We start from the raw sequence: 22,485 nt of genomic DNA, 5'->3' as shown, positions 1-22,485 counted from the left end.
AGTGCACACGGGCAGCAACGGTCAGCGATTTGACGCATTGAATCTGCGTCGTAGGGAAGGTAAAGCAAGATGGTACAGGTGAGAGCACACCAGCCGATCAACACCGACGGCAGTATCAATCTCGAGGCTTGGCTCGATCATGCGGTCAGTGTCGATGCGGCACTGGATCGCGAAGCCTTGAAGGAAGCCTGCGAGTTCGCTCGCGAGGCCGAACAACAAGCCAATGCGGCGAAGAATCTGTGGTCCGAAGGGACCTCGAGTTTCCGCACGGGCCTTGAAATCGCCGAGATTCTCGCCGACCTCAAACTCGACCAGGATTCGTTGGTCGCGGCGGTGCTGTACCGCGGCGTACGCGAAGGCCAGATCCAGTTGCCGGCGGTCAGCCAGCGTTTCGGTCCGGTGGTCGCCAAACTTATCGACGGCGTGTTGCGCATGGCGGCGATCAGCGCCAGCCTGAGCCCCCGTCAATCCTTGGTACTGGGCACTCAGGGCCAGGTCGAAAACCTGCGCAAAATGCTCGTGGCCATGGTCGACGACGTGCGCGTCGCGCTGATCAAGCTGGCCGAGCGCACCTGTGCGATCCGCGCGGTGAAAACAGCCGACGACGAGAAGCGCAATCGCGTCGCCCGTGAAGTCTTCGACATTTACGCGCCGCTCGCCCACCGCCTCGGCATCGGTCATATCAAGTGGGAGCTGGAGGACTTGTCCTTCCGCTATCTTGAGCCCGATCAGTACAAGCAGATCGCCAAGTTGCTCCACGAGCGACGGCTGGACCGCGAGCGCTTCATCGCCGACGTGATGACCCAACTCAAAGACGAGTTGCAGGCCACCGGCGTCGATGCCGACATCAGCGGTCGGGCCAAACACATCTATTCGATCTGGCGCAAAATGCAGCGCAAGGGTCTGGAATTCAGCCAGATTTACGACGTGCGCGCTGTTCGTGTGCTGGTGCCGGAAATGCGTGACTGCTACACCGCGCTCGGCATCGTCCATACCCTGTGGCGGCACATTCCGAAAGAGTTCGACGACTACATCGCCAACCCGAAGGAGAACGGCTACCGCTCGCTGCACACCGCGGTAATCGGCCCTGAAGGCAAGGTGCTGGAAGTGCAGATCCGCACCCATGCGATGCACGAAGAAGCCGAGCTGGGGGTCTGCGCCCACTGGAAATACAAGGGCACCGACGTCAAGTCCGGCTCGAACCACTACGAAGAGAAGATCTCCTGGCTGCGTCAGGTGCTCGAGTGGCACGAAGAGCTGGGTGATATTGGTGGCCTTGCCGAACAACTGCGCGTTGATATCGAGCCGGACCGGGTCTACATCTTTACCCCGGACGGTCACGCCATCGACTTGCCGAAGGGCGCGACACCGCTGGACTTCGCTTACCGCGTGCACACCGAAATCGGTCACAACTGCCGCGGCGCCAAGATCAACGGGCGGATCGTGCCGCTCAACTACAGCCTGCAAACCGGTGAACAGGTCGAGATCATCACCAGCAAGCACGGCACTCCGAGCCGCGACTGGCTGAACCCGAACCTGGGTTACATCACTACCTCGCGGGCGCGGGCGAAGATCGTTCACTGGTTCAAATTGCAGGCGCGCGATCAGAACGTCGCGGCCGGTAAAACCTTGCTCGAGCGCGAACTCAATCGCCTCGGCCTGCCGCAGGTGGACTTCGACAAGCTGGCCGAGAAGGCCAACATGAAGACCGCCGAGGACATGTTCGCCGCATTGGGCGCAGGCGATTTGCGCCTGGCGCAATTGGTGAATCTGGCGCAGCAACTGGTCGAGCCGGAACGCGGCAACGAACAGCTGGAACTGATCCCGCGCAAAGCGACTGGCTACAAACCGGGTAAGCGTGGCGACATCCAGATTCAGGGCGTCGGCAACCTGATGACCCAGATGGCCGGCTGCTGCCAGCCGTTGCCGGGGGACGCCATCGTCGGTTACATCACCCAGGGCCGTGGCGTGAGCATCCACCGTCAGGACTGCGCCTCGGTGCTGCAACTGGCCGGGCGCGAGCCGGAGCGGATCATTCAGGTCAGCTGGGGGCCGGTGCCGGTGCTCACTTATCCGGTGGACATCATCATCCGTGCCTACGACCGTTCCGGTCTGCTGCGTGACGTGTCGCAGGTACTGCTCAACGAGCGGATCAACGTGCTGGCGGTCAACACCCGTTCGAACAAAGAGGACAACACGGCGTTGATGTCCCTGACCATCGAGATTCCGGGGCTGGATGCACTGGGGCGGTTGCTGGGGCGGATTTCCCAGTTGCCGAACATCATCGAAACCCGTCGTAACCGCACACCGTGAGAGAGCTGCACGGAAATTGATGGTGACTGTAGGAGCGAGGCTTGCCCGCGAAGGCGGTGTGTCAGGTTTTCCGCCTTTGCGGGCAAGCCTCGGTCCTACAGGTATGTAGAGATTAAAAGATGTATTCACTTGAAGACTTGCTGCACCTGATGAACCGTCTGCGCGATCCGCAGTACGGCTGCCCGTGGGACATCAAGCAAACCTACGCGACCATCGTCCCGCACACCCTGGAAGAAGCCTACGAAGTCGCCGATGCCATCGAGCGCGGGGACTTCGATCATTTGCAGGGTGAGTTGGGCGACTTGCTGTTCCAGGTGGTTTATTACAGCCAACTGGCTCGGGAAGAAGGGCGTTTCGAGTTCGATGGCGTGGTCGACAGCATCACGCGCAAGCTGATCCGTCGTCATCCTCACGTGTTCCCCACCGGTGATCTGTATGCGCCGCTGGACATCCCGCGACTGAATGAAGAGCAGGTCAAGCAACGCTGGGAAGAGATCAAGGCTGAAGAGCGCGCCGAGAAGTCTTCGGCGCCGGAGCAGTTGTCCTTGCTCGACGACGTGCCTGCCGCGTTACCGGCGCTGTCCCGTTCGGCAAAACTGCAGAAGCGTGCAGGGCAGGTCGGTTTCGACTGGCCGGACGCCTTGCCGGTGCTCGACAAGGTTCGCGAAGAGCTCGATGAAGTGCTCGAAGCCATGGCCGACAATGACTCGGCAGCGATTGCCGATGAAGTCGGCGACTTGCTGTTTTCCGTGGTCAATCTGGCGCGACACCTCAAGGTCGATCCGGAAACCGCACTGCGCGGCGCTAACTCAAAATTTGAAAGACGCTTCCGTTTTATCGAACAGGCATTGCGCGACACCCACCGTCCCATAGAAGATTGCACCCTCGAAGAGTTGGACGCCTTGTGGGGCGAAGCCAAACGTCAGGAAAAGAATTTGCCCAGCTGCGGTTGAGCAGTTGCCTAAGTGAGAAATAAGCACCATGAGCATTTCCCTTCGCGACCAGTTGCTCAAAGCAGGGCTGGTCAATCAAAAGCAGGCCAAACAGGTCGGCAAAGAGAAGCAGAAGCAGCAACGTCTGGCCCACAAAGGCCAGATCGAACTCGATGACTCCCAGCAGCGTGCCGCTCAGGAAGCCATGGCCGAGAAGGTCAAGCGCGATCAGGAGCTGAACCGCCAGCAGCAGGAGAAGGCCGAAGCGAAGGCCCGCGCCGCTCAGGTCAAGCAATTGATCGAAGTCTCACGCCTGCCCAAGCTGACCACCGAGGACTACTACAACTTCGTCGATGACAAGAAGGTCAAGCGCATCTCCGTCAACACGCTGATGCGCAACCAGCTGAGCAATGGCTTCCTGGCGATCGTGCACCACGCCGGCGGTTACGAAGTGATCCCCCGTGAGGCGGCCCTGAAGATCCAGGAACGCGATCCACAACGGATCGTGCAGCTGAACGTCAAGAAGGAAGAAGTCGCTGCCGAGGACGATCCGTACGCGGCCTATCAGATCCCTGACGATCTGATGTGGTAAGCCGTTGTGGCGAGCGAGCTTGCTCGCGCCGGGCTGCGTAGCGGCCCCAAAAATCTGACAATAATTGCCGATTTTTGTGAGTGCTACGGCACTCAAGCGGGAGCAAGCTCCCTCGCCACAAGTTCCCACTGATACAAGGGTTTTGTTGATTTCAATGCGTTCGTTATGCAGAGCGTGCTTCGCGCTGCTGCTCCAGTGTTTCCAGTTCGGCCTTGTATTTGTGGGCTTCGGTCTCGGAGTGGAACATCCCGACCAGCAGGTCTTGTTGATGTACATCCCAGATGCGGATACCGGCGGCGATGCCTTCATGGGACATATGTGAATCGTCGCGTTCAGTTACTTTTACAGTCATCTGCTAGCTCCAATCTCTGTTATCTGCAGCAAGGCGTGTGCAGGTCTTTGTTATATGTTTGGTTAGCCTGCTAAGTAAACGACTGAGTTCGGTAACGAATTTTTGCGAAATCGGCAAAAGTCCTGCAGCCCGCGAAATACGCGACATTCAGTCGCAGGCCATTGAGTTTCATGACAAATGTTTCATGTTCGAGAGGAAGAAAACCGCGGTTCGAGCCTGATGGATTAAACATCGCAGAAACTGTGGGAGCTGGCTTGCCCGCGATGACGTCGGCACATCAGACATTGATGTTGCCTGACACACCGCTATCGCAGGCAAGCCAGCTCCCACAGGTTTTACGCCTTGCCCGATTAATTATTTCAGGCACAAAAAAACGCCCCGAACCAGTCGGGGCGTTTTTGTTTGCGGCGAAGCGGCGGGGTATTACTTGCCCTGCCAGCGCTTCAGTACCAGCGTGGCGTTGGTGCCACCGAAGCCGAAGCTGTTGCTCATCACGGTGTTGATGGTGGCGTCTTCGCGAGTCTTGGTCAGGATTGGCATGTCTGCCACTTCCGGGTCCAGTTCGTCGATGTTGGCGGAGCCTGCCATGAAGTTGCCTTCCATCATCAGCATGCAGTAGATCGCTTCGTGAACGCCGGCGGCGCCCAGGGAGTGACCCGACAGGCTCTTGGTGGAGCTGATGGCCGGAGCCTTGTCGCCGAACACTTCACGCACACCTTTCATTTCCATGACGTCGCCGACCGGAGTCGAGGTGCCGTGGGTGTTCAGGTAGTCGATCGGTGCGTCGACGGTGGACATGGCCATCTGCATGCAGCGGATGGCGCCTTCGCCGCTTGGGGCGACCATGTCGTAGCCGTCGGAGGTCGCTCCGTAGCCAACGATTTCCGCGTAGATCTTCGCGCCGCGGGCCAGAGCGTGTTCCAGCTCTTCGACCACGACCATGCCGCCACCGCCGGCGATGACGAAACCGTCACGCTTGGCGTCGTAGGCGCGGGAAGCTTTTTCCGGGGTTTCGTTGTACTGGCTGGACAGTGCGCCCATGGCGTCGAACAGGAACGATTGGCTCCAATGCTCTTCTTCAACCGCCGCCGGCGAACACGATGTCCTGCTTGCCCATCTGGATCTGTTCCATGGCCGTACCGATGCAGTGGGCACTGGTGGCGCAGGCAGAAGCGATGGAGTAGTTCAGGCCCTTGATCTTGAACGGGGTGGCCAGGCAGGCGGAAACAGTGCTGCTCATGGTCCGCGTTACGCGATATGGGCCGACGCGCTTGACGCCTTTCTCGCGCAGGATGTCCAGCGCTTCCATCTGGTTCAGCGTGGAGGCACCACCGGAACCGGCGATCAGACCGGTACGCGGGTTGGACACTTGCTCTTCGGTCAGGCCGGAGTCAGCGATGGCATCTTTCATGGCCAGGTAGGCGTAAGCCGCCGCGTGGCCGAGAAGCGATAGATCTTGCGATCGATCAGCTCTTCGAGGGGAAGGTCAATGGAGCCGGAAACCTGGCTACGCAGACCCATTTCGGCATATTCCGGGTTGAACCGGATGCCAGGGCGGCTTGCACGCAGGTTAGCGGAGACGGTCTCTTTGTCATTGCCCAGGCACGAAACGATGCCCAGACCAGTGATAACGACGCGGCGCATGCGGATAACCCTTAGAAGTTGTCAGTGGAGGTGAAAACGCCGACCCGAAGGCCTTCGGCGGTATAAATTTCGCGGCCGTCGACGGTCACCGAACCATCGGCAATGGCCATGTTCAGCTTGCCCTTCAGGACGCGTTTGATATGGATGTTATAGGTGACTTTCTTGGCGGTCGGCAGTACCTGGCCAAAGAATTTAACTTCGCCCGAACCCAGGGCGCGTCCGCGGCCCGGCAAGCCTTGCCAGCCGAGGAAAAAACCGACCAGTTGCCACATGGCATCAAGGCCCAGGCAGCCCGGCATTACCGGATCACCTTCGAAGTGGCAGGCGAAGAACCACAGGTCTGGAGTGATATCCAGCTCGGCGACCAATTCACCTTTGCCGTACTTGCCACCCTCTTCGCTGATATGAGTGATGCGATCGACCATCAGCATGTTCGGGGCGGGCAGTTGCGCGTTACCCGGGCCGAACAACTCACCACGACTGCAGCGCAGCAGGTCTTCCCGGGTAAAGGCGTTTTGTTTGGTCATGCGAGCTCCTCAATAGTCCATGCGGCAGGGTGGGGCGAATCTTCCCGGCCGATCGAAGCGTTCATGCCTCGAGTCAGCAGCCTACTCATAGACTATTGCGTTGTGGTGAAAGTCACAGCACCAAGGACATGAATGTACACTTGTGCACTGAAATTATTATTCAAGCCCCTTTTCGGGCCTGTTCGGGTGCCTAAGACTGCCGCACTTTCGTCTTTCACGCCAGTCGCAGATAGCCGAAAGGCCTGTACTACTGCACCCATCGCTGCAGAATTTGCTGCAGATCAGTGCGTTTGAAGGGCTTGGCCAGGTAATCGTTCATTCCCGCCGATAAACAGGCTTCACGGTCGCCCTGCAAGGCATTGGCCGTCAGGGCGATGATCGGCACGTCAGCACAGCCGGGCAGTCGGCGGATCTGTCGGGTGGCCTCGTAGCCGTCGATGACCGGCAGTCGGCAGTCCATCAGAATCGCGTCGAAAATCAGGCTCTCGGCGCTACGCACCGCTTGTGCCCCATCGGTGACGACGCTGACAGTAAAGCCCAGACTGCGCAACATTGCTTCGACAACGGTGCGGTTGACCGCGTTGTCCTCCACCAGCAGCACATCGCGACCTTCGCCGTGATCATTGCCGGTATGTCCTCGTGGCGTCGGCACCGGCAGTGGCTGCTTGTACAGAGCCAAAGGAATTTCCAGGGTGAACACCGAGCCAACGCCTTCTTCGCTCTGAGCGCGCAAGGTGCCGCCCATCCGCTCAGCCAGAGTGCGGGCAATCGGCAGCCCCAGTCCGGTGCCCCCGTAACGTCTTGAAATAGAACTGTCGGCTTGCTGGAACGCGTTGAACATCAATTCCAGGCTTTCGGGCGGGATGCCGATTCCGCTGTCGCGCACAGTGCAGGTGAACCACAGCAGTTCGTGATCCAGGGACTGCCACTGCGATTCGATCGTGACGCGGCCCCGTTCGGTGAATTTCAGCGCGTTGCCGACCAGATTGACCAGAATTTGCCGGATCCGCGTCGGATCGCCTTGAACCTGAAGGGCGCGCATGTCCTCGGGTATCCGCAGTTGCAGTTCTAGCCCGCGTTGCGCCGCGCTGTGCTGGAACGACTGGGCGCAACTGCCGATCAGCTCCGCGAGGTTGAATGGAATGTGCTCCAACTCCAGTTCCGAACGCTCGATGCGCGAGAAATCGAGAATGTCGTTGATCACTTTGAGCAGGTGTTCGGTGGATTCCGAAGCCAGCGCCGCGTACTCGATCTGCTCCTCGGTCATCTCGGTGGTTTCCAGCAGTTGCAGCATGCCCAGCACGCCATTCATCGGCGTGCGCAATTCGTGACTCATCATCGCGAGGAAATCTGATTTGGCGTTGTTGGCCTTTTCCGCTTCCTCGCGGGTCTGGATCAATTGCGCCATGGCCTGATGCTGTTCGCGACTGGCTTGCTCAAGGCCTTGGGCAAGGTTGTTGATGTGCTGCGACAGGGCGCCCAGTTCAGTGTCGTCGACAATCGGCAGGGGCGTTTTGTAGTCGCCTTTCTGGATCGCCTTGACCGCATTGCCGATGTCGTGGATCGGTTGCGACAGGCTGCCAGCCAGACGCCGGGCCAGCAGGAACGTAAACAGCAGAGCGAACAAGGCGAGGATCCCGGCCTTGAAGAGGATTTCCTGCTGGCGCTGGTTGAAGGCGTCATTGGACAGGCCGACAATCACCCGGCCCAGATAATCCTCTCCTGGCGCGCTGGCGACGGTACGGCTGTTCTGGAAGAAGTCATTGTTGAGCGCGATGCGTTGCAGGCGCACCGGTGCCTGGAACACTTCGACCTGATGCGAGCGGTTGTGGGCTTCCGACGGCTGCTCGACGTACACCAGAATCCGGTTGGCGCTGTCCTGTACTTCCAGAAAACGCACGTTGGGCGTGGCCAGAGTGGCCTTGAGCAAACTTTCGAGCACCTCGTTGTTGCCCGAAATTACCCCGTATTCGGTGGCCGGCGCCAGTTGATTGGCGATCAGCTGACCGGTGTGATTGAGTTCCTGACGCAGGTCCTGGATCCGCACGAAGGTGAAAAAACTGATCAGCAGCAACGTCAGCAACAGGGCCGGGCCCAGGCTGATGATCTGGGTGCGGGTATTGATGTCCCAACCGCGACGGAAGGTCATGGGCGGCGTTCTCCTTCGGCCAGCTGTGTTGCGACAGAGGCCTCATTCATCGGTTCAATACTTAATGAACGAGTCACTTGCGGGTTGCTTAAGACCTTGAAGTGTTGCGGATACAGTGCGCGCGGCCAGGTGCTCGAGGGGCGGTCGAGCAGCTCGTCGAGAATCTTCAGCCAATCGCTCTGGTCGCTGTAAGTACTGGCCAGGCTCCCAGCCCTGACGAAGGCTGCGTTGGGACCGATCAGCGCCAGTTGCCGCGCATAGCTGCTGAGCAGCAGGTTTTTCACGGTTTTCGGGTTGTACAGATCAGGGTCGTCCAGGCCCAGCAGCACATCACTGTTCTTCAGCAGGGCCTGCAAGGGGCGGCTGTCATGGGTGTTATCCCAACGCTCGGTGACCACTTCAAGGCCCAGGGGCAGGGCGGCCTGACGCAGTTCCTTCAACAAGAATTCGCTGTGGCTGTCGAACAGCACGCCGACCCGCCGGGCCTCAGGCAGAAGCAATCGGGTCAGGCGCAACTGTCGGTCCAGCGGCGGATCGCTCCAGAGCAGGCTGAGGTGCGGAGGCATTTCATTGCCCAAGCGTCGGCGGGCTTGCAGGCGGCTGATGCGCAGCACCAGCGTTGCCGGGCCCTGTGCGTCTTGCAGGCGCCAGTCGAGGCTGGGCAAGTCGAGCAGAACCAGGCGGGTGTCGACGGGTAGTTGGCCTGGCGCCGGCAGGCTGGCGACAGGCTGGAAGCGCACGCTGTCGGTGGGGCGCAACTCGCTGAGGGCCTGAACGAAAGACTGCACGCCGGGGCTGTCCTCGGCACCGGTCAGCAGAATGTCAGCGGCCCGTGCCGGCAGATTGCATAGCAGCCCGGTAAACACCAGACACAACCCGGCCAGCAGGCGGCCAAGGGTTGGCGTTTTCGGTGACGGGCGATGCTGCATCTTAGAACTCCAGCTCCGCGCTGAAGTAGAGCACCCGGCGATTGTCGTAGTTGTTGTCGACGAAGGTGGTGGGCTGATTGTCGAGGCGTTGCTGGAGGACCCCGGCCAGCTCCAGATTGGCCTTGCCCAAACCGACGCGTTTGGCGATGCGCGTGTCGACCCGTTCGAAGCGATAACCGTTGAGGGCGTCGGCACCATAGTAGAAGAGCGCGCTGTTCCAGCCCTGGCCCCAACTGCGTAGCCAACCGGCGGAGCCGCTGTTGCGCGCGGTCTGTTGTGCATCCAGCGGGTTACTGGCCTCGGCATCGACGTAGGCATAGGTCAGGCGCAGACGGTCGGCGCTGCCGACGCGCCAGTCCAGCTGGGTTTCAGTCCCGCTGAAGCGCGAACTGTTTGAGTTACTGGCGATGTACTGATTGTTGCGCAGAGGTTCGCTGATCATGCCGTTGATTTCGTCGTAGAACAGCTTTACATCGACCGTCAGCCCCCACTCTGTGAAGTAACCGTTGTAGCCCAGTTCCCGGGAACGCATGCGTTCCTGTTCGAGGTCGCCCGGGCCACGGGTCCTGACGAAATAGCGGGCGCTGCTCTGGCCGTAGGCACTGGGGTGCAGGTTGGTCACCTGATAGCTCCAGTTGACGCTGTTTTCGAACATGTCCGGTGAGCGGACGGCTTCCGAATACACCGCGCGCAAGCCGTGACGAGGGGTGATCAGGTAGTTGACCGCCACCCGTGGGGTCAGCGAACTGCCGGTCAATTGCGTGTCTTCGAACATCGCCCCGCCTTGCAGCAACCAGTGCTCGGTAGCGCGCCATTCGAGTTGGCCAAACGCTCGCCAAGTGGTGTCGTCGAGCGTTCCATTGAAATAGGTCTCAGAGTTGGCCCGGTCGTAACGATAGTTCATGCCGCTGACCAGCCGCAGGGTGTCGGACAGGCTGAGGGTGTCTTGCAGTTCGACGTCGTAGCGTGATTCTCGGGTGCTCTGGTCGATGTCGCCGCACAGCGTTTGGCTGGCACCGTTTCGCCATTGCGCCAGTACCTGATTGGCCAGGGCTTGTTCCGCCGCCGTGCCAGGGGGCGCGCCGCGGTCGGTGAAACGTGCGATGTTGCGCGCCAGACGCTCGGTGTAATTGGGATTGAGCTGCCAAAGTTGGGTCAGCTCTGGGCTGAAGGATATCTCTGCATCGCAGGCACGCCAGGTCTGCTGACGATCCCAGTGTTGCGCCGAGCCTTGAATATAAAGGCTGTGATCGGGGTTGATGTCCAGGTTCCAGCGCAGTGAGCCGGCATAGTCCTTGGCGATGACGTCGGAATTGTCCCCGGCGGCGGTAATCCCTGAGAACACCGGACGGTAGGTATATGGCCTCTGGTTGGTCCCGTCCTTGGCATTCAGTTGCCAGTCGATGCTCTGGTTTTCATTGAGCGTCTGGCTGACGGCGAGGCTGAAGCGGTTCAAGCGACGGCTGTCGCGGTAATCGGCGCCGGTGCGATCCGAGTCGAAGCCATCGTCTTGCTGGCCGGACAACGACAGGCGCAAATCGCCGCTGTCCCAGCCCATGCCCTGGCTGGCGTAGAAATCGTTGATACCGCGCTGGCCACGGGTGACTTTCAGCCGCGTGCCGTGGCTGTCGGCCGGTTTGCGGGTGATGATATTGACCACCGCCATCAGCGCGTTGGCGCCGTAGCTGACGGTGTTCGGGCCACGGAAAACCTCGATGCGCTCGATGTCTTCCATGGCCACCGGAATATCACTCCAGTCCACCGTGGCCAGGCCTGCGCGGTACACCGAGCGGCCGTCGATCAACACTTGCATGCGCCGCGCTTCGCTGGCGTTGGTGCCGTGGTAATTCACCGCCGCCTGATTGCCGCTGATATTACCGACCATCATTCCCGGCACCAGCCGCAGCAATTCGCTGATGTCCCGCGCGCCGCTGGCATTGATCAGTTCGCTGTCGATCACCGTCATGCTCCCCGGCACGGCCGCAGGCGACTGCTTCAAGCGCGTCGCCGTCAGCACTTGCGGCAATGGATCATTGTCGAGGAACAGGTCGTCGGCCAGCAATGGCGAGCTGAAGATCAGCGCTAATACCAGCGGCGAGCGAGGACAGGGAAAGCCAAAAGACACGGCACGGCCTTGATAGCGATTAGTTGGCGCGCATGTTAACCGAGCACAAAGACTTTTCCAGTCACGTTGTGGGCATTTTCCTCGGTTTTCTTGGTCTTCTTCCTACAAGTGTCGGTAATTGATGCTGGGGCTGGCCGCGACCGGGCCGCTCCGTATAATGCCGGCATCGCCACTGGTATGGATTAACGGATTGCATATGACTGAACAGCGCCCGATTGCGGTCCTGGGAGGCGGAAGTTTTGGTACCGCCGTGGCTAATCTGCTGGCCGAGAATGGGCATCAGGTCCGGCTGTGGATGCGCGACCCCGAACAGGCCGAGGCCATTCGGGTCAATCGTGAGAACCCGCGTTATCTCAAAGGCATCAAGATTCTTCCGGCGGTGGAAGCGGTCACGGACCTGCAAGCCACCCTGGAGGCCTGCGACCTGTGTTTCGTCGCGCTGCCGTCCAGCGCGTTGCGCTCGGTATTGGTTCCGTACGCCGACCGTTTGCGCGGCAAACTGCTGGTGAGCCTGACCAAAGGCATCGAAGCCCATACGTTCAAGCTGATGAGCGAGATCCTTGAAGAGATCGCTCCGCAAGCGCGCATCGGCGTACTGTCCGGGCCGAATCTGGCCCGGGAAATCGCCGAACACGCGCTGACCGCCACGGTGGTCGCCAGTGAAGACGAAGAGCTTTGCCAACGGGTTCAGGAAGCGCTGCATGGCAAGACCTTTCGTGTGTACGCCAGCGCCGACCGCTTTGGTGTGGAGCTGGGCGGGGCGCTGAAAAACGTCTACGCCATCATCGCCGGCATGGCGGTGGCATTGGGCATGGGTGAAAACACCAAGAGCATGCTGATCACCCGGGCACTGGCGGAAATGACCCGCTTCGCGGTGAGTCAGGGCGCCAACCCGATGACGTTCCTGGGGCTGGCGGGGGTCGGCGATTTGATCGTCACCTGCTCATCGCCGAAAAGCCGCAACTATCAGGTCGGATTTGCCCTCGGCCAGGGGTTGAGCCTTGAGGATGCGGTGGCGCGTCTTGGCGAAGTCGCCGAAGGCGTGAACACCCTCAAGGTGCTCAAGGCCAAGGCGCAGGAAGCGGGCGTGTATATGCCGCTGGTCGCCGGATTGCATGCCATCCTCTTCGAAGGGCGCACGCTGGAGCAGGTCATCGGTCTACTGATGCGTGCCGAGCCTAAAACCGACGTCGACTTTATCTCCACCAGCGGTTTCAACTAAACACCCCATCTACAGGGCAGGGAGCAAGACATGAATGATCCGAAAGTAGAAGCCAAGTACGAATCCATCCTGCTGCGGGTGCTGTGGATGATTGTTTATGTGCTGGTCTGGCAAGTGGCGCAATTGATCCTCGGCGCAGTGGTGCTGGTGCAGCTGATCTATCGTTTGATATATGGCGCACCGAGCGCCAGCCTGATGAATTTCGGCGACAGCCTGAGCCAGTTTCTGGCGCAGATCGGTCGTTTCGGCAGCTTTCACAGCGACCAGAAGCCCTGGCCGTTCGCCGACTGGCCAGCGCCGCGTACACCGGAAGGTGAAGCCCCGCACGTTGTGGCGCCGGCGCCGCATCCGGCCCGAGATGAGGAACCGAAACTATGAAACTCTGGGTATTGCGTCATGGTGAAGCCGAACCTCACGGTACCCGCCCGGACTCCGAGCGGGCGCTGACCGACAAGGGGTGCAAAGAGGTGAAGCGCATCGCGGCCAAATTGAAGGGCAAACACCTGACTGCCATTTATGCCAGCCCTTACCTGCGAGCACAGGAGACCGCAATGCTGGTGCGCAAGGAGCTGGGGTTTGCACCGGAGATTCGCACCGTCGAGTGGCTGACGCCCGACAATAATCCGCAAGCGGTGGCGGAGCAGTTGGTGTCCGTGGATCACGCGCTGCTGGTCAGCCATAACCCGCTGGTCGGCAACCTGCTGGGTTATTTGCAGCATGGCCATGTGCAGGAACCGGAGAGAGTCTGCACTGCCGGGCTGGCGGAGCTTGAGGGCGATGAACTGCTGGTCGGGGCAATGAAGCTCAACGGCATCAAACACCCGTAACCTGCTTTTTGTGGGAGCGTGGCTTGCCCGCGATGCAGACACCACGGTGTATCAGTGAAACCGCGTTGATGCCATCGCGGGCAAGCCACGCTCCCACAGAGTCGGCGGCATTCTTGGTTTTTGCGTGAAATAGTCAACCAAGCACTTGCTCGGTTGACTACGCTTGCTCCAGATCAGAAATAAGGGAGCAAGTCGCATGTCCGCTGCTTTTCGTTTGCCACTGGACGTCTTCTACGAGCGCGAAGCCCGTCATCCGCGCCAGCGCTTTCTGGTCCAGCCGACCGGGGGCAGTCAGGTCGAAACGCTGACCTGGGCCGATGTCGGCCATCAGGCGCGCTGCGCTGCCCACTGGCTGCGGGCTCGCGAATTGCCGCAAGGCAGCCACATCGCATTGATCTCGAAAAACTGCGCCCACTGGATCATCGCCGACCTCGCGATCTGGATGGCCGGGCATGTCTCGGTGCCGCTTTATCCCAATCTGACCGCCGATTCCGTGGCCCAGGTGCTTGATCATTCCGAAGCCGCGCTGGTGTTCATTGGCAAGCTGGATGACTGGCCGGGCATGTCCGTCGGGGTCAGATCCGACCTGCCAACCATCAGCCTGCCGCTGTGCCCGGCCGGCACCTTCGATTTCAGCTGGGCCGATCTGCAGCGCAGTTCGCCGATTCAGGACGACCCCAAACCCGCCGCCGATCAACTGGCGACCGTCATTTACACCTCCGGCACCACGGGCCAGCCCAAAGGCGTGATGCACAGTTTCGGCAACCTGGGATTTGCCACCACCCGTGGCACGCAGTTGTTCGGCCTGAATGAGTCGGATCGCCTGCTGTCCTACCTGCCGCTGTGCCACGTCGCCGAGAGAATGTTCGTCGAGTTGGCGTCGATCTACACCGGGCAAACCGTGTTCTTCGCCGAGAGCCTCGATACCTTCCTCACTGATCTAAAACGTGCCCGGCCCACCGCGCTGTTCGGCGTGCCGCGGATCTGGACCAAATTCCAGATGGGCGTCTACAGCAAGATTCCGGCAAAACGCCTCGACTTCCTGCTCGGCTTGCCCTTCATCGGCAAGCGGGTAGGGCACAACGTCCTCGCCGGGCTGGGGCTGGACGCCTTGCGCATCGCCTTGTCCGGCGCCGCGCCAGTGCCGCAGACCTTGCTGCTCTGGTACCAAAAACTGGGGCTGGATGTGCTGGAGGTGTACGGCATGACCGAAAGCTGCGGTTATTCCCACATCTGCCTGCCGGGTCAGAACAAACCGGGCTGGATCGGTAAGCCATGCCCGGAAGTCGAAGTGCGCATCGAACCGTCTGGTGAAGTACTGGTGCGCAGCGGCGCGACCATGCTCGGCTATTTCAAGGAGCCTGGGAAAACCGCCGAAGCCATCACCGAGGACGGTTTCCTGCGTACCGGTGACAAGGGCGAGGAAGATACCGAAGGCAACCTGCGCCTGACCGGGCGCCTGAAGGAAATCTTCAAAACCAGCAAAGGCAAATACGTTGCCCCGGCACCGATTGAAAATCGCCTGGCGGTGCATGCGCGGATCGAACAAGTGTGCGTGGTTGGCGATGGGCTGAGCGCACCACTGGGGCTGTGCGTGCTGTCGGCGGTAGGTCAACAGGACGCCAATGGATCGGCCCGGGCGGGTTTGCATTCAAGCCTGGAAAAACTGCTGGAAGAGGTCAACGGCGTCCTCGACAGGCATGAGCGCTTGCGTCGGCTGGTGGTGGTCAAGGACAGTTGGGCGGTGGAAAACGGCTTTCTGACACCGACCCTGAAGATCAAGCGCAACATGATCGAAGCGGCTTACGGTGCGCGCTTCGAAGAATGGAGCGAGCGTAGCGAGGCGGTGCTGTGGCAGGATTGAGCCACGAACAACTCCAAGAAAGGAACGTAACGATGAGTCTGTGGCGCACCACTCCCAACGTCGAGCAGTTGAACGCAATCCAGAAAAACACCATCGGCGAAGTGCTGGATATTCGCTTCGAAACCTTCGATGACGAGTCCCTGACCGCGAGCATGGTTATTGATCATCGCACGCACCAGCCCTATGGTTTGTTGCACGGCGGCGCCTCGGTGGTGCTGGCCGAAACCGTCGGCTCGATGGCCAGTTTCCTGTGCATCGACGCCAGCAAGTTTTACTGCGTGGGCCTGGAAATCAACGCCAACCATTTGCGTGGCTTGCGCAGTGGGCGGGTGACGGCGGTGGCCAAGGCGATTCATATTGGTCGCACCACCCATGTCTGGGATATCCGTTTGAACAGCGATGAGGGCAAGGCCAGTTGTGTGTCGCGGCTGACCATGGCAGTGGTGCCGTTGGGGGAGAATCCGCCGGCGCGTTGATTCCTGATCGAGCCAAAGATTCATGGCCGCCGAATTTTTGTGGCGAGGGAGCTCGCTCGCCACAAGGTTCTCAGTGGATGCTGAATGGTCATAGCCCTGACCCGACTGTCATCATTCCTGTCAGTTACGGTCATTGCTGTAGGACTCGGTCTTACGGACAATCAACCCCCGTTCTCGCTCATGGATTTGCAGGTATGTCGCAACAGATATTTTTCGCCCACGCCAATGGCTTTCCTTCGGGGACCTACGGCAAGTTGTTCGCGGCGCTGGCGCCCGAGTATCAGGTGACGCATCTGGAGCAGCACGCCCACGACCCGCGTTTTCCAGCGGACGACAACTGGAACAATCTGGTGGATGAGCTGATTCATCACCTCAAGCAGCAGCCCGAACCGGTCTGGGGCGTCGGTCACTCCTTTGGCGGCGTGCTGCACTTGCATGCCGCCTTGCGTTGCCCTGAGTTGTATCGCGGCGTGGTGATGCTCGATTCGCCGGTGCTGACCCGGGCCGATCAATGGGTGATCCGTGCCGCCAAACGCTTCGGTTTCATTGATCGTCTGACCCCGGCTGGTCGCACGTTGGGGCGACGGGAAGAGTTCGCCGATCTGGAAGCGGCGCGCTTGTATTTCGCCGGTAAAACCCTGTTTCGTGGCTTCGATCCAGAATGCTTCGAGGCCTATCTTCAACATGGTTTGCACAATGTCGGCGGCAAGCTGCGCCTGCGTTTCGATGCGGCCACGGAAATCAGTATCTACCGCGGTGTGCCCCACACCAGTCCCGGTCGTGCACGGCAGTTGAAAGTGCCGCTGGCGGTGGTTCGCGGGCACAAGAGCCGCGTGGTGATGCGCCATCACGCGCGTTCCGTCGGGCGCATGCCTCTGGGTGAGTCCTTGACCATGCCCGGCGGGCACATGTTTCCCCTCGAACGCCCACAAGACACGGCCACGCTGCTGAAGAATCTGTTCAGTCGCTGGGAAGGTCGCCGCCAACAGGATTGCGCATGAGCAGCGTCGTTGAAGAAGTTCGCTTGAGCCTGCCGCATATCGAGTTGGCGGCGCACCTGTTCGGTCCCGAGGACGGCTTGCCGGTGATCGCCTTGCACGGATGGCTGGACAATGCCAACAGCTTTGCCCGGCTGGCGCCCAAGCTCAAGGGTTTGCGCATCATCGCATTGGACATGGCCGGGCATGGTCACTCGGGGCATCGGCCGAACGGCGCCGGTTACGCGCTGTGGGACTACGCCCATGACGTGCTGCAAGTGGCCGAACAGTTGGGGTGGAAGCGTTTTGCGCTGCTGGGGCATTCCCTGGGGGCGATCGTCTCGCTGGTGCTGGCCGGGTCGTTGCCGGAGCGGGTGACTCATCTGGCTTTGATCGACGGCATTATTCCTCCTACAGACAAAGGCGAAAACGCCGCCGAGCGCATGGGCATGGCCCTGCAAGCGCAGCTGGACCTGCGGGAAAAACGCAAACCGGTCTACAGCACCCTCGACCGCGCCATCGAAGCGCGCATGAAAGGCTTGGTGGCGGTCAGTCGCGAAGCCGCCGAACTGCTGGCCCAGCGCGGCTTGATGCCGGTGCCGGGCGGTTATACCTGGCGCACCGACAACCGCCTGACCCTTCCATCACCGCTACGTCTGACCACTGAACAGGCGATGGCCTTCGTTCAGCGTGTCAGTTGTCCTGCTCACCTGGTGGTCGCGGCTGACGGCATGCTCGCCAAACATCCCGAGTTGCTGGAACGTCTACCCTTTAGCCGTGAACAGTTGCCTGGCGGCCATCATTTGCACCTGAATGACGAACCCGGTGCCGACCTTGTCGCAGACTGTTTCAATCGGTTCTTCGCCGTTCCTTGACTTGAGCCCGGCAACTGTCGAGGCTGGGCGGGTTGAAATGGGAGACAACCATGATAGATCTGTATACCGCTGCGACCCCGAATGGCCACAAGGTCTCTATCGTGCTCGAGGAACTCGGCCTGCCCTATACGGTGCATGCCTTGAGTTTCGACAAAAAGGAACAGAAGTCCGAGGACTTCCTCAAGATCAATCCCAATGGGCGGATTCCGGCGATTGTCGACCGTGCCAATGACGATTTCGCCGTGTTCGAGTCCGGCGCGATCCTGATTTACCTCGCCGAGATGACCGGCAAACTGCTGCCACAGGACCCCAAGGGGCGTTCGGTGGTGTTGCAATGGCTGATGTTCCAGATGGGCGGAATCGGCCCGATGCAAGGCCAGGCCAACGTGTTTTTCCGTTACTTCCCGGAAAAACTCCAGGGCGCCATCGACCGTTATCAACATGAAACCCGGCGCTTGTATGAAGTGCTCGACACGCGTCTGCAAGCCGTAGAGTTTTTGGCGGGCGAGTACAGCATTGCCGACATTGCCACTTATCCGTGGATCCGTGGCCATGAATGGTCCGGTGTCGCGGTGGATGGCTTGTCAGCCCTGCAGCGCTGGATGGCGACAATGGAGGCGCGCCCTGCGGTACAACGCGGTTTACTGGTGCCCGAGCGCATCGATGACGACAGTGTCATCAAGGGTGCCCAGGCCATGCTGATTCGATGAGTCTATCCATGCGTTCACTCACTTTGCTGGCACTGTGTTGTTTCAGTCCTCTTTTATTTGCCGCTGATGTCCCTGGCAGTCAGGACCTGCCGATCGTGCCGCGTATGGCCGATGCGCAGATCGTCGACTATCGCCCGGCTGTCGAGCTTGAGCGGATCTACCCGCTGGGTTCGATCCGCAAGATCAGTGGCCAGTTGCGCTTTGACGGCCAAGTCACCGCCCGGGGTCAAACCACCTCGGTGACCTACGAATTGCCACCGGAGCATTCCTCGACCGATGCCTTCACCATCGCTCGCGAAGCCTTGCAAAAACAGGGCGCCGAGCTGTTGTTCTGGTGTCAGGCCCGGGATTGTGGGGAAAGCAGCCTGTGGGCCAATGAAGTCTTCGGCAACGCCAAGCTATATGGCGCCGATAATCAGCAGGCTTATTTGCTGCTGCGTCTGGCGGCGCCTCAAGACAACACCCTGGTGGCGCTTTACAGCATCACTCGCGGTAATCGCAGGGCTTATCTGCACGTTGAGCAGTTCGATGCCTCGGCGCCGCTGGGTGATTTGTTGCCGACGTCCGCGACGTTGCTGCGCCAGCTCAAAAGCACCGGGAAACTCGATTTCCCCAAACTCAACGGTGACCCTGACGACACCTGGCTGCGTTTGATTTCCCGAGGCCTGAACCTGGACACCACACTGCGAGTCAGCATTTCCGGGCCCAGTGCCGAAGCCTGGCGCCAGGCACTGATCAGCCAGGGCGTGCGCACGGCGCGGATGGAAACCGGCAGCGTCGAAGGCTCTGGCCTGCACTTCGAGCTGTTGCGATAAGCTTCATTGGGCGAACGCGTTCTGCGCGTTCGCCTACTCTTTGGTGACTGACCTTTTCGTCTGACTTTTTTCGGGATCATACATGCCCAGTAACGATCGGCTGTTGGTGCAGATTCTGCTTCTGGTGCTATTTGGCGCGAGCTTCTGGGTGATGGCGCCGTTCTGGTCGGCGCTGTTCTGGGGCGCGGTGCTGGCGTTTGCCAGTTGGCCGCTGATGCGTTTGTTGACCCGTTGGCTCAATGGCCGTGAATCCCTGGCGGCGCTGTTACTGACGTTAGGCTGGATGTTGTTGGTGGCAGTACCGTTGGTGTGGCTGGGTTTCAACCTGGCGGATCATGTACGCGATGTCACGGTGTTCATCAAGGATGTACAAGTCGATGGTCTGCCTGAAGCACCGGCCTGGCTGGGCGCTATTCCCTTGGTCGGCGAGCGGTTGGTGGGTATCTGGAACAGCATCGATCAGCAAGGCGCGGCGATGATGCTGGCGATCAAGCCTTATCTGGGGCAGGTCGGTAACTGGTTGCTGGCGCGCAGTGCGCAGATTGGTGGCGGCATCCTTGAGCTGACGCTGAGTATTGTCTTTGTGTTCTTTTTCTACCGGGACGGGCCGCGGTTGGCGGTGTTTGTCCATGGGTTGCTGGAGCGGCTGATTGGTGACCGCGCCAGCTACTACATCGAATTGGTGGCGGGCACCGTGCAGCGCGTGGTCAACGGGGTGATCGGCACAGCGGCGGCTCAGGCAGTGCTGGCATTGATCGGCTTCCTGATTGCCGGCGTGCCCGGGGCGCTGGTGTTGGGGATTGTGACGTTTTTGCTCAGTCTGATTCCGATGGGGCCGCCGTTGGTGTGGATTCCGGCCACGGCGTGGTTGGCCTGGAAGGGCGAGTACGGGATGGCGGTGTTCCTCGGAATCTGGGGGACGTTCATTATCAGCGGGGTCGACAACGTGCTTAAGCCGTACTTGATCAGTCGGGGTGGGAACTTGCCGTTGGTAATTGTGCTGCTCGGAGTGTTTGGCGGGTTGATTGCGTTTGGGTTTATCGGGTTGTTTATTGGCCCTACGTTGTTGGCCGTGGCTTACAGCCTGTTGACCGATTGGAGCAAGAGTCAGGCTCGGGTCGAGGATCGCCGCCCCTGAGGCGCCAGCACCGAACGCCTGTGGGCGCGAGCTTGCTCGCGATGACGCGCTGTATCTGATGATACGGGCCTTGCGACTCACATCGGCTCCGGTGGCCCAATCAGTCTTCCCATCACCCCAAACAACCCCAACTCCCGTATCACTTCCAACTCCTCCTGGGTCTCCACCATCTCGGCAATCAACGGCAAATCAATGCTGTTGGTCGCCCGGAAAATTGCCTCGATGAACAGTCGCTTGTCAGTCTGTTCATCAATACCCCGAATGTAGGCTCCGTCTATTTTCAGGTAAGCCAGTCCCAGTTGCGTCAGGTTACCAATCTGGCTGAAGCTGCCGCCGAAGTGCTGCAAACCGATGCGATAACCGGTGTTGAGCAGGCTGTGACTCAGGCGTTGCAGTTCTTCGGGGGGCGGCAGTTGGCGTTCGTCGATTTCCAGGGTCAGCAGCGGCGCCAGTTCCGGCAGTGATTCAAGTATGTCGCAGATCAGTTTCAGCTGGGTCTGATCGCGCAGAGTGCTGCCGGACAGGCTCAGCGCGAGCGGCCAACGGTTGGCGGCGAGGTATTCAAGGGTGGTTTCGAGCATCGCCAGATCGAATCGCGCCGACCAGCCAAGGCGCTCGATCCACGGCAGGAAATGCCCGGCGGCAATTGCCTCGCCCTGCGGGTCGAGCAGGCGTGCGAGGACTTTGTGATGCAGTACCTGGCTGGTGTCGCTGCATTGCACCACTGGTTGGAAATACAACTGCAGCTTGCCTTCGGTCAGCGCGTCGTCGATCCAGCTGCGCCAGTCGTGTTGGGACTGGTTCTGCACAGTATCGGAGTGGGCCAGGTGTATCCATGGCCGCTCTGGATGTTGCCGGGCTTGGGTCAATGCCTGATCGAGGCGCAGCAGCACGTCGCTCGCCGGTTCGCCGGGGTGATAGGCGACAACGCCCAGGTGCGCCACGGGCATGCAGTCGCTGGTCCCGGTGAGGCGCAGGTTTTCCAGGGTGGCGCTGATTTCGGAGGCGAGGCGTGCGGCGTCTGTGCTGTCCAGACCCGGCATCAGCAGGCTGAATTCGCCACCGCGATTGCGTGCCGCGAGCCAGGTGCGACGTTCCGGTGGTTGCGTCAGGCGCTTGAGCAGTTCGCCGACCGCGCTGATCAAAGCATCGGTGCGCTGACCACCCAGGCGCTGGTTGAGGCCGATCAGATCGTTGATCCTCAGCATTAGCAAGTGGCCGTCGCTGCTCTGCTCGGAGACCAGCAAATGGTCAGCCAGTTGTTCATCCAGCAAGCGCCGGTTAGCCAGGCCCGTGAGGCTGTCCTGATAGGATTCGGTCCGCAGTTTTTCGCTGCGGGCCGCCTCTTCGGCGAACAACGCTCTGAGCTTCTCGACCATTTGGTTCATGGCCAGTACCACGCGTCTGAGTTCCGGTGTGCGCGGCAGTTTAGGCAAACTGTGGAACTCGCGTTTGCTGATGGCTTCAGCCTGTTTGACCATTCTGTCGAGCGGGCGCAATTGGCGACGCAACAGCCAGCCACCAAACACGGCGCTGAGCAGTCCGCAAATCAACAGCCAGATCAGGCTGCCAAGCGTACTGTCCCAGAGTTTGGCCAGGGCGAATTGCGGATTGCTCAGCACTTCGACCCGAGCCGCTTGCTCCCAGCCACGCATGATCAATGCATCGCCACCCTGTGGGCGCAGGTTCACCAGGCTGACGAACCAGCCGGGAACACTTTCGATTTGCGCCGGGGTGCTACGTTCCACCAGCACCCGTTCATCCACAATATCGACGACCCGAATGCTGCTGAAATACCCACTGTCGAAAATAGAGCTGACCATCAATTCGATCATCGCCGGGTCGTCGATCTGCGCAGTCAATGACAAGCCCAGCGCTGTTGCGGCGTCCTGGGCGTGAGAGCGCAACTGGCCGAGCACCTGTTCGCGAGAGCTTTCCAGGCTGACAAAAAAACTGCCGCCGAAGGCCACCAGCAAGAACAGGCAAATGGCGAGAAACAACTGTTTGCGCAGTGACAT

Annotated in this window: 19 protein-coding genes and 1 pseudogene; 13 read left to right on the top strand and 7 right to left on the bottom strand. The window is 60.1% G+C overall.

What is annotated here, in order from left to right:
• Positions 1 to 69: 69 nt before the first annotated feature.
• The 3 genes from relA (at position 70) to PSH65_RS23915 (ending at position 3,837) form a co-directional block, all read left to right on the top strand.
• Complete coding sequence (gene relA, locus PSH65_RS23925) at positions 70 to 2,313, top strand: GTP diphosphokinase (protein ID WP_038979473.1); 2,244 nt, start codon at positions 70 to 72, stop codon at positions 2,311 to 2,313.
• 119 nt (positions 2,314 to 2,432) lie between these two features.
• The gene (gene mazG / locus PSH65_RS23920) at positions 2,433 to 3,266 is read left to right on the top strand and encodes a nucleoside triphosphate pyrophosphohydrolase (protein WP_007899059.1); all 834 of its coding nucleotides are present in this window, start codon (positions 2,433 to 2,435) and stop codon (positions 3,264 to 3,266) included.
• Positions 3,267 to 3,294: 28 nt separating this feature from the next.
• Positions 3,295 to 3,837 carry a DUF2058 domain-containing protein gene (locus tag PSH65_RS23915; RefSeq protein ID WP_305422754.1) on the top strand — a complete coding sequence of 181 codons (543 nt, stop codon included), beginning with the start codon at positions 3,295 to 3,297 and terminating at the stop codon, positions 3,835 to 3,837.
• 163 nt (positions 3,838 to 4,000) lie between these two features.
• On the opposite strand, the gene PSH65_RS23910 is transcribed toward PSH65_RS23915, so the two are convergent.
• The 6 genes and pseudogenes from PSH65_RS23910 to PSH65_RS23885 all read right to left on the bottom strand — a co-directional run bounded on the left by PSH65_RS23910 (position 4,001) and on the right by PSH65_RS23885 (position 11,563).
• Positions 4,001 to 4,189, bottom strand: a complete 189-nt coding sequence (locus tag PSH65_RS23910; protein WP_008011665.1) for a hypothetical protein — start codon at positions 4,187 to 4,189, stop codon at positions 4,001 to 4,003.
• A gap of 423 nt (positions 4,190 to 4,612) precedes the next feature.
• Positions 4,613 to 5,833, bottom strand: a pseudogene (gene fabB / locus PSH65_RS23905) (beta-ketoacyl-ACP synthase I).
• Positions 5,834 to 5,844: 11 nt separating this feature from the next.
• A complete protein-coding gene (fabA, locus tag PSH65_RS23900) occupies positions 5,845 to 6,360 on the bottom strand; it encodes a 3-hydroxyacyl-[acyl-carrier-protein] dehydratase FabA (RefSeq protein ID WP_007899046.1) in 516 nt (171 codons plus the stop codon).
• A gap of 247 nt (positions 6,361 to 6,607) precedes the next feature.
• Positions 6,608 to 8,509 (bottom strand): ATP-binding protein, encoded by a 1,902-nt coding sequence (locus PSH65_RS23895; RefSeq protein ID WP_305422753.1) that lies wholly within the window; start codon positions 8,507 to 8,509, stop codon positions 6,608 to 6,610.
• Positions 8,506 to 9,438 (bottom strand): ABC transporter substrate-binding protein, encoded by a 933-nt coding sequence (locus PSH65_RS23890; protein WP_305422751.1) that lies wholly within the window; start codon positions 9,436 to 9,438, stop codon positions 8,506 to 8,508. Before PSH65_RS23890 ends, PSH65_RS23895 begins: the two co-directional genes overlap by 4 nt.
• A 1-nt stretch (position 9,439) precedes the next feature.
• A complete protein-coding gene (locus tag PSH65_RS23885) occupies positions 9,440 to 11,563 on the bottom strand; it encodes a TonB-dependent siderophore receptor (RefSeq protein WP_305422750.1) in 2,124 nt (707 codons plus the stop codon).
• A 196-nt stretch (positions 11,564 to 11,759) separates the two neighbouring features.
• Between PSH65_RS23885 and PSH65_RS23880 the strand changes: the two genes are divergently transcribed.
• The 10 genes from PSH65_RS23880 (at position 11,760) to PSH65_RS23835 (ending at position 20,467) form a co-directional block, all read left to right on the top strand.
• On the top strand, positions 11,760 to 12,785 hold the full coding sequence (locus PSH65_RS23880; RefSeq protein WP_305422749.1) for an NAD(P)H-dependent glycerol-3-phosphate dehydrogenase: 1,026 nt from the start codon (positions 11,760 to 11,762) through the stop codon (positions 12,783 to 12,785).
• A 30-nt stretch (positions 12,786 to 12,815) separates the two neighbouring features.
• Positions 12,816 to 13,163: a DUF4389 domain-containing protein gene (locus PSH65_RS23875; RefSeq protein ID WP_305422748.1), complete on the top strand. Its 348-nt coding sequence runs from the start codon at positions 12,816 to 12,818 to the stop codon at positions 13,161 to 13,163.
• Positions 13,160 to 13,612 (top strand): phosphohistidine phosphatase SixA, encoded by a 453-nt coding sequence (gene sixA, locus PSH65_RS23870; protein WP_305422747.1) that lies wholly within the window; start codon positions 13,160 to 13,162, stop codon positions 13,610 to 13,612. Before PSH65_RS23875 ends, sixA begins: the two co-directional genes overlap by 4 nt.
• Before the next feature lie 196 nt (positions 13,613 to 13,808).
• Complete coding sequence (locus tag PSH65_RS23865; protein ID WP_305422746.1) at positions 13,809 to 15,476, top strand: AMP-binding protein; 1,668 nt, start codon at positions 13,809 to 13,811, stop codon at positions 15,474 to 15,476.
• Between the two features lie 32 nt (positions 15,477 to 15,508).
• Positions 15,509 to 15,952, top strand: coding sequence for a hotdog fold thioesterase (locus PSH65_RS23860; RefSeq protein WP_305422744.1), 444 nt, complete (start codon positions 15,509 to 15,511; stop codon positions 15,950 to 15,952).
• A 194-nt stretch (positions 15,953 to 16,146) separates the two neighbouring features.
• Positions 16,147 to 16,953, top strand: coding sequence for an alpha/beta fold hydrolase (locus tag PSH65_RS23855; protein WP_305422742.1), 807 nt, complete (start codon positions 16,147 to 16,149; stop codon positions 16,951 to 16,953).
• Positions 16,950 to 17,804 (top strand): alpha/beta hydrolase, encoded by an 855-nt coding sequence (locus PSH65_RS23850; RefSeq protein ID WP_305422741.1) that lies wholly within the window; start codon positions 16,950 to 16,952, stop codon positions 17,802 to 17,804. Before PSH65_RS23855 ends, PSH65_RS23850 begins: the two co-directional genes overlap by 4 nt.
• Before the next feature lie 50 nt (positions 17,805 to 17,854).
• Positions 17,855 to 18,514 (top strand): glutathione S-transferase family protein, encoded by a 660-nt coding sequence (locus tag PSH65_RS23845; RefSeq protein ID WP_305422738.1) that lies wholly within the window; start codon positions 17,855 to 17,857, stop codon positions 18,512 to 18,514.
• Positions 18,515 to 18,522: 8 nt separating this feature from the next.
• On the top strand, positions 18,523 to 19,329 hold the full coding sequence (locus PSH65_RS23840) for a DUF4892 domain-containing protein (protein WP_305422737.1): 807 nt from the start codon (positions 18,523 to 18,525) through the stop codon (positions 19,327 to 19,329).
• A gap of 82 nt (positions 19,330 to 19,411) precedes the next feature.
• Positions 19,412 to 20,467 (top strand): AI-2E family transporter, encoded by a 1,056-nt coding sequence (locus PSH65_RS23835; RefSeq protein ID WP_305422735.1) that lies wholly within the window; start codon positions 19,412 to 19,414, stop codon positions 20,465 to 20,467.
• Between the two features lie 77 nt (positions 20,468 to 20,544).
• On the opposite strand, the gene lapD is transcribed toward PSH65_RS23835, so the two are convergent.
• A complete protein-coding gene (lapD, locus tag PSH65_RS23830) occupies positions 20,545 to 22,485 on the bottom strand; it encodes a cyclic di-GMP receptor LapD (protein WP_305422734.1) in 1,941 nt (646 codons plus the stop codon).

The sequence above is a fragment of the Pseudomonas sp. FP603 genome (assembly GCF_030687415.1).
Lineage (GTDB): Bacteria > Pseudomonadota > Gammaproteobacteria > Pseudomonadales > Pseudomonadaceae > Aquipseudomonas > Aquipseudomonas wuhanensis.
The sequence above is the reverse complement of the archived record's forward strand: the minus strand, read 5'-3'. Positions and strand labels throughout refer to the sequence as shown.

Bases quoted from the DNA above. Each gene is read 5' to 3' on its own strand.
- relA (WP_038979473.1), top strand. From the start codon at position 70: ATGGTACAGGTGAGAGCACACCAGCCGATCAACACCGACGGCAGTATC.
- mazG (WP_007899059.1), top strand. From the start codon at position 2,433: ATGTATTCACTTGAAGACTTGCTGCACCTGATGAACCGTCTGCGCGAT.
- PSH65_RS23915 (WP_305422754.1), top strand. From the start codon at position 3,295: ATGAGCATTTCCCTTCGCGACCAGTTGCTCAAAGCAGGGCTGGTCAAT.
- PSH65_RS23910 (WP_008011665.1), bottom strand. From the start codon at position 4,189: ATGACTGTAAAAGTAACTGAACGCGACGATTCACATATGTCCCATGAA.
- fabA (WP_007899046.1), bottom strand. From the start codon at position 6,360: ATGACCAAACAAAACGCCTTTACCCGGGAAGACCTGCTGCGCTGCAGT.
- PSH65_RS23895 (WP_305422753.1), bottom strand. From the start codon at position 8,509: ATGACCTTCCGTCGCGGTTGGGACATCAATACCCGCACCCAGATCATC.
- PSH65_RS23890 (WP_305422751.1), bottom strand. From the start codon at position 9,438: ATGCAGCATCGCCCGTCACCGAAAACGCCAACCCTTGGCCGCCTGCTG.
- PSH65_RS23880 (WP_305422749.1), top strand. From the start codon at position 11,760: ATGACTGAACAGCGCCCGATTGCGGTCCTGGGAGGCGGAAGTTTTGGT.
- PSH65_RS23875 (WP_305422748.1), top strand. From the start codon at position 12,816: ATGAATGATCCGAAAGTAGAAGCCAAGTACGAATCCATCCTGCTGCGG.
- sixA (WP_305422747.1), top strand. From the start codon at position 13,160: ATGAAACTCTGGGTATTGCGTCATGGTGAAGCCGAACCTCACGGTACC.
- PSH65_RS23865 (WP_305422746.1), top strand. From the start codon at position 13,809: ATGTCCGCTGCTTTTCGTTTGCCACTGGACGTCTTCTACGAGCGCGAA.
- PSH65_RS23860 (WP_305422744.1), top strand. From the start codon at position 15,509: ATGAGTCTGTGGCGCACCACTCCCAACGTCGAGCAGTTGAACGCAATC.
- PSH65_RS23855 (WP_305422742.1), top strand. From the start codon at position 16,147: ATGTCGCAACAGATATTTTTCGCCCACGCCAATGGCTTTCCTTCGGGG.
- PSH65_RS23850 (WP_305422741.1), top strand. From the start codon at position 16,950: ATGAGCAGCGTCGTTGAAGAAGTTCGCTTGAGCCTGCCGCATATCGAG.
- PSH65_RS23845 (WP_305422738.1), top strand. From the start codon at position 17,855: ATGATAGATCTGTATACCGCTGCGACCCCGAATGGCCACAAGGTCTCT.
- PSH65_RS23840 (WP_305422737.1), top strand. From the start codon at position 18,523: ATGCGTTCACTCACTTTGCTGGCACTGTGTTGTTTCAGTCCTCTTTTA.
- PSH65_RS23835 (WP_305422735.1), top strand. From the start codon at position 19,412: ATGCCCAGTAACGATCGGCTGTTGGTGCAGATTCTGCTTCTGGTGCTA.
- lapD (WP_305422734.1), bottom strand. From the start codon at position 22,485: ATGTCACTGCGCAAACAGTTGTTTCTCGCCATTTGCCTGTTCTTGCTG.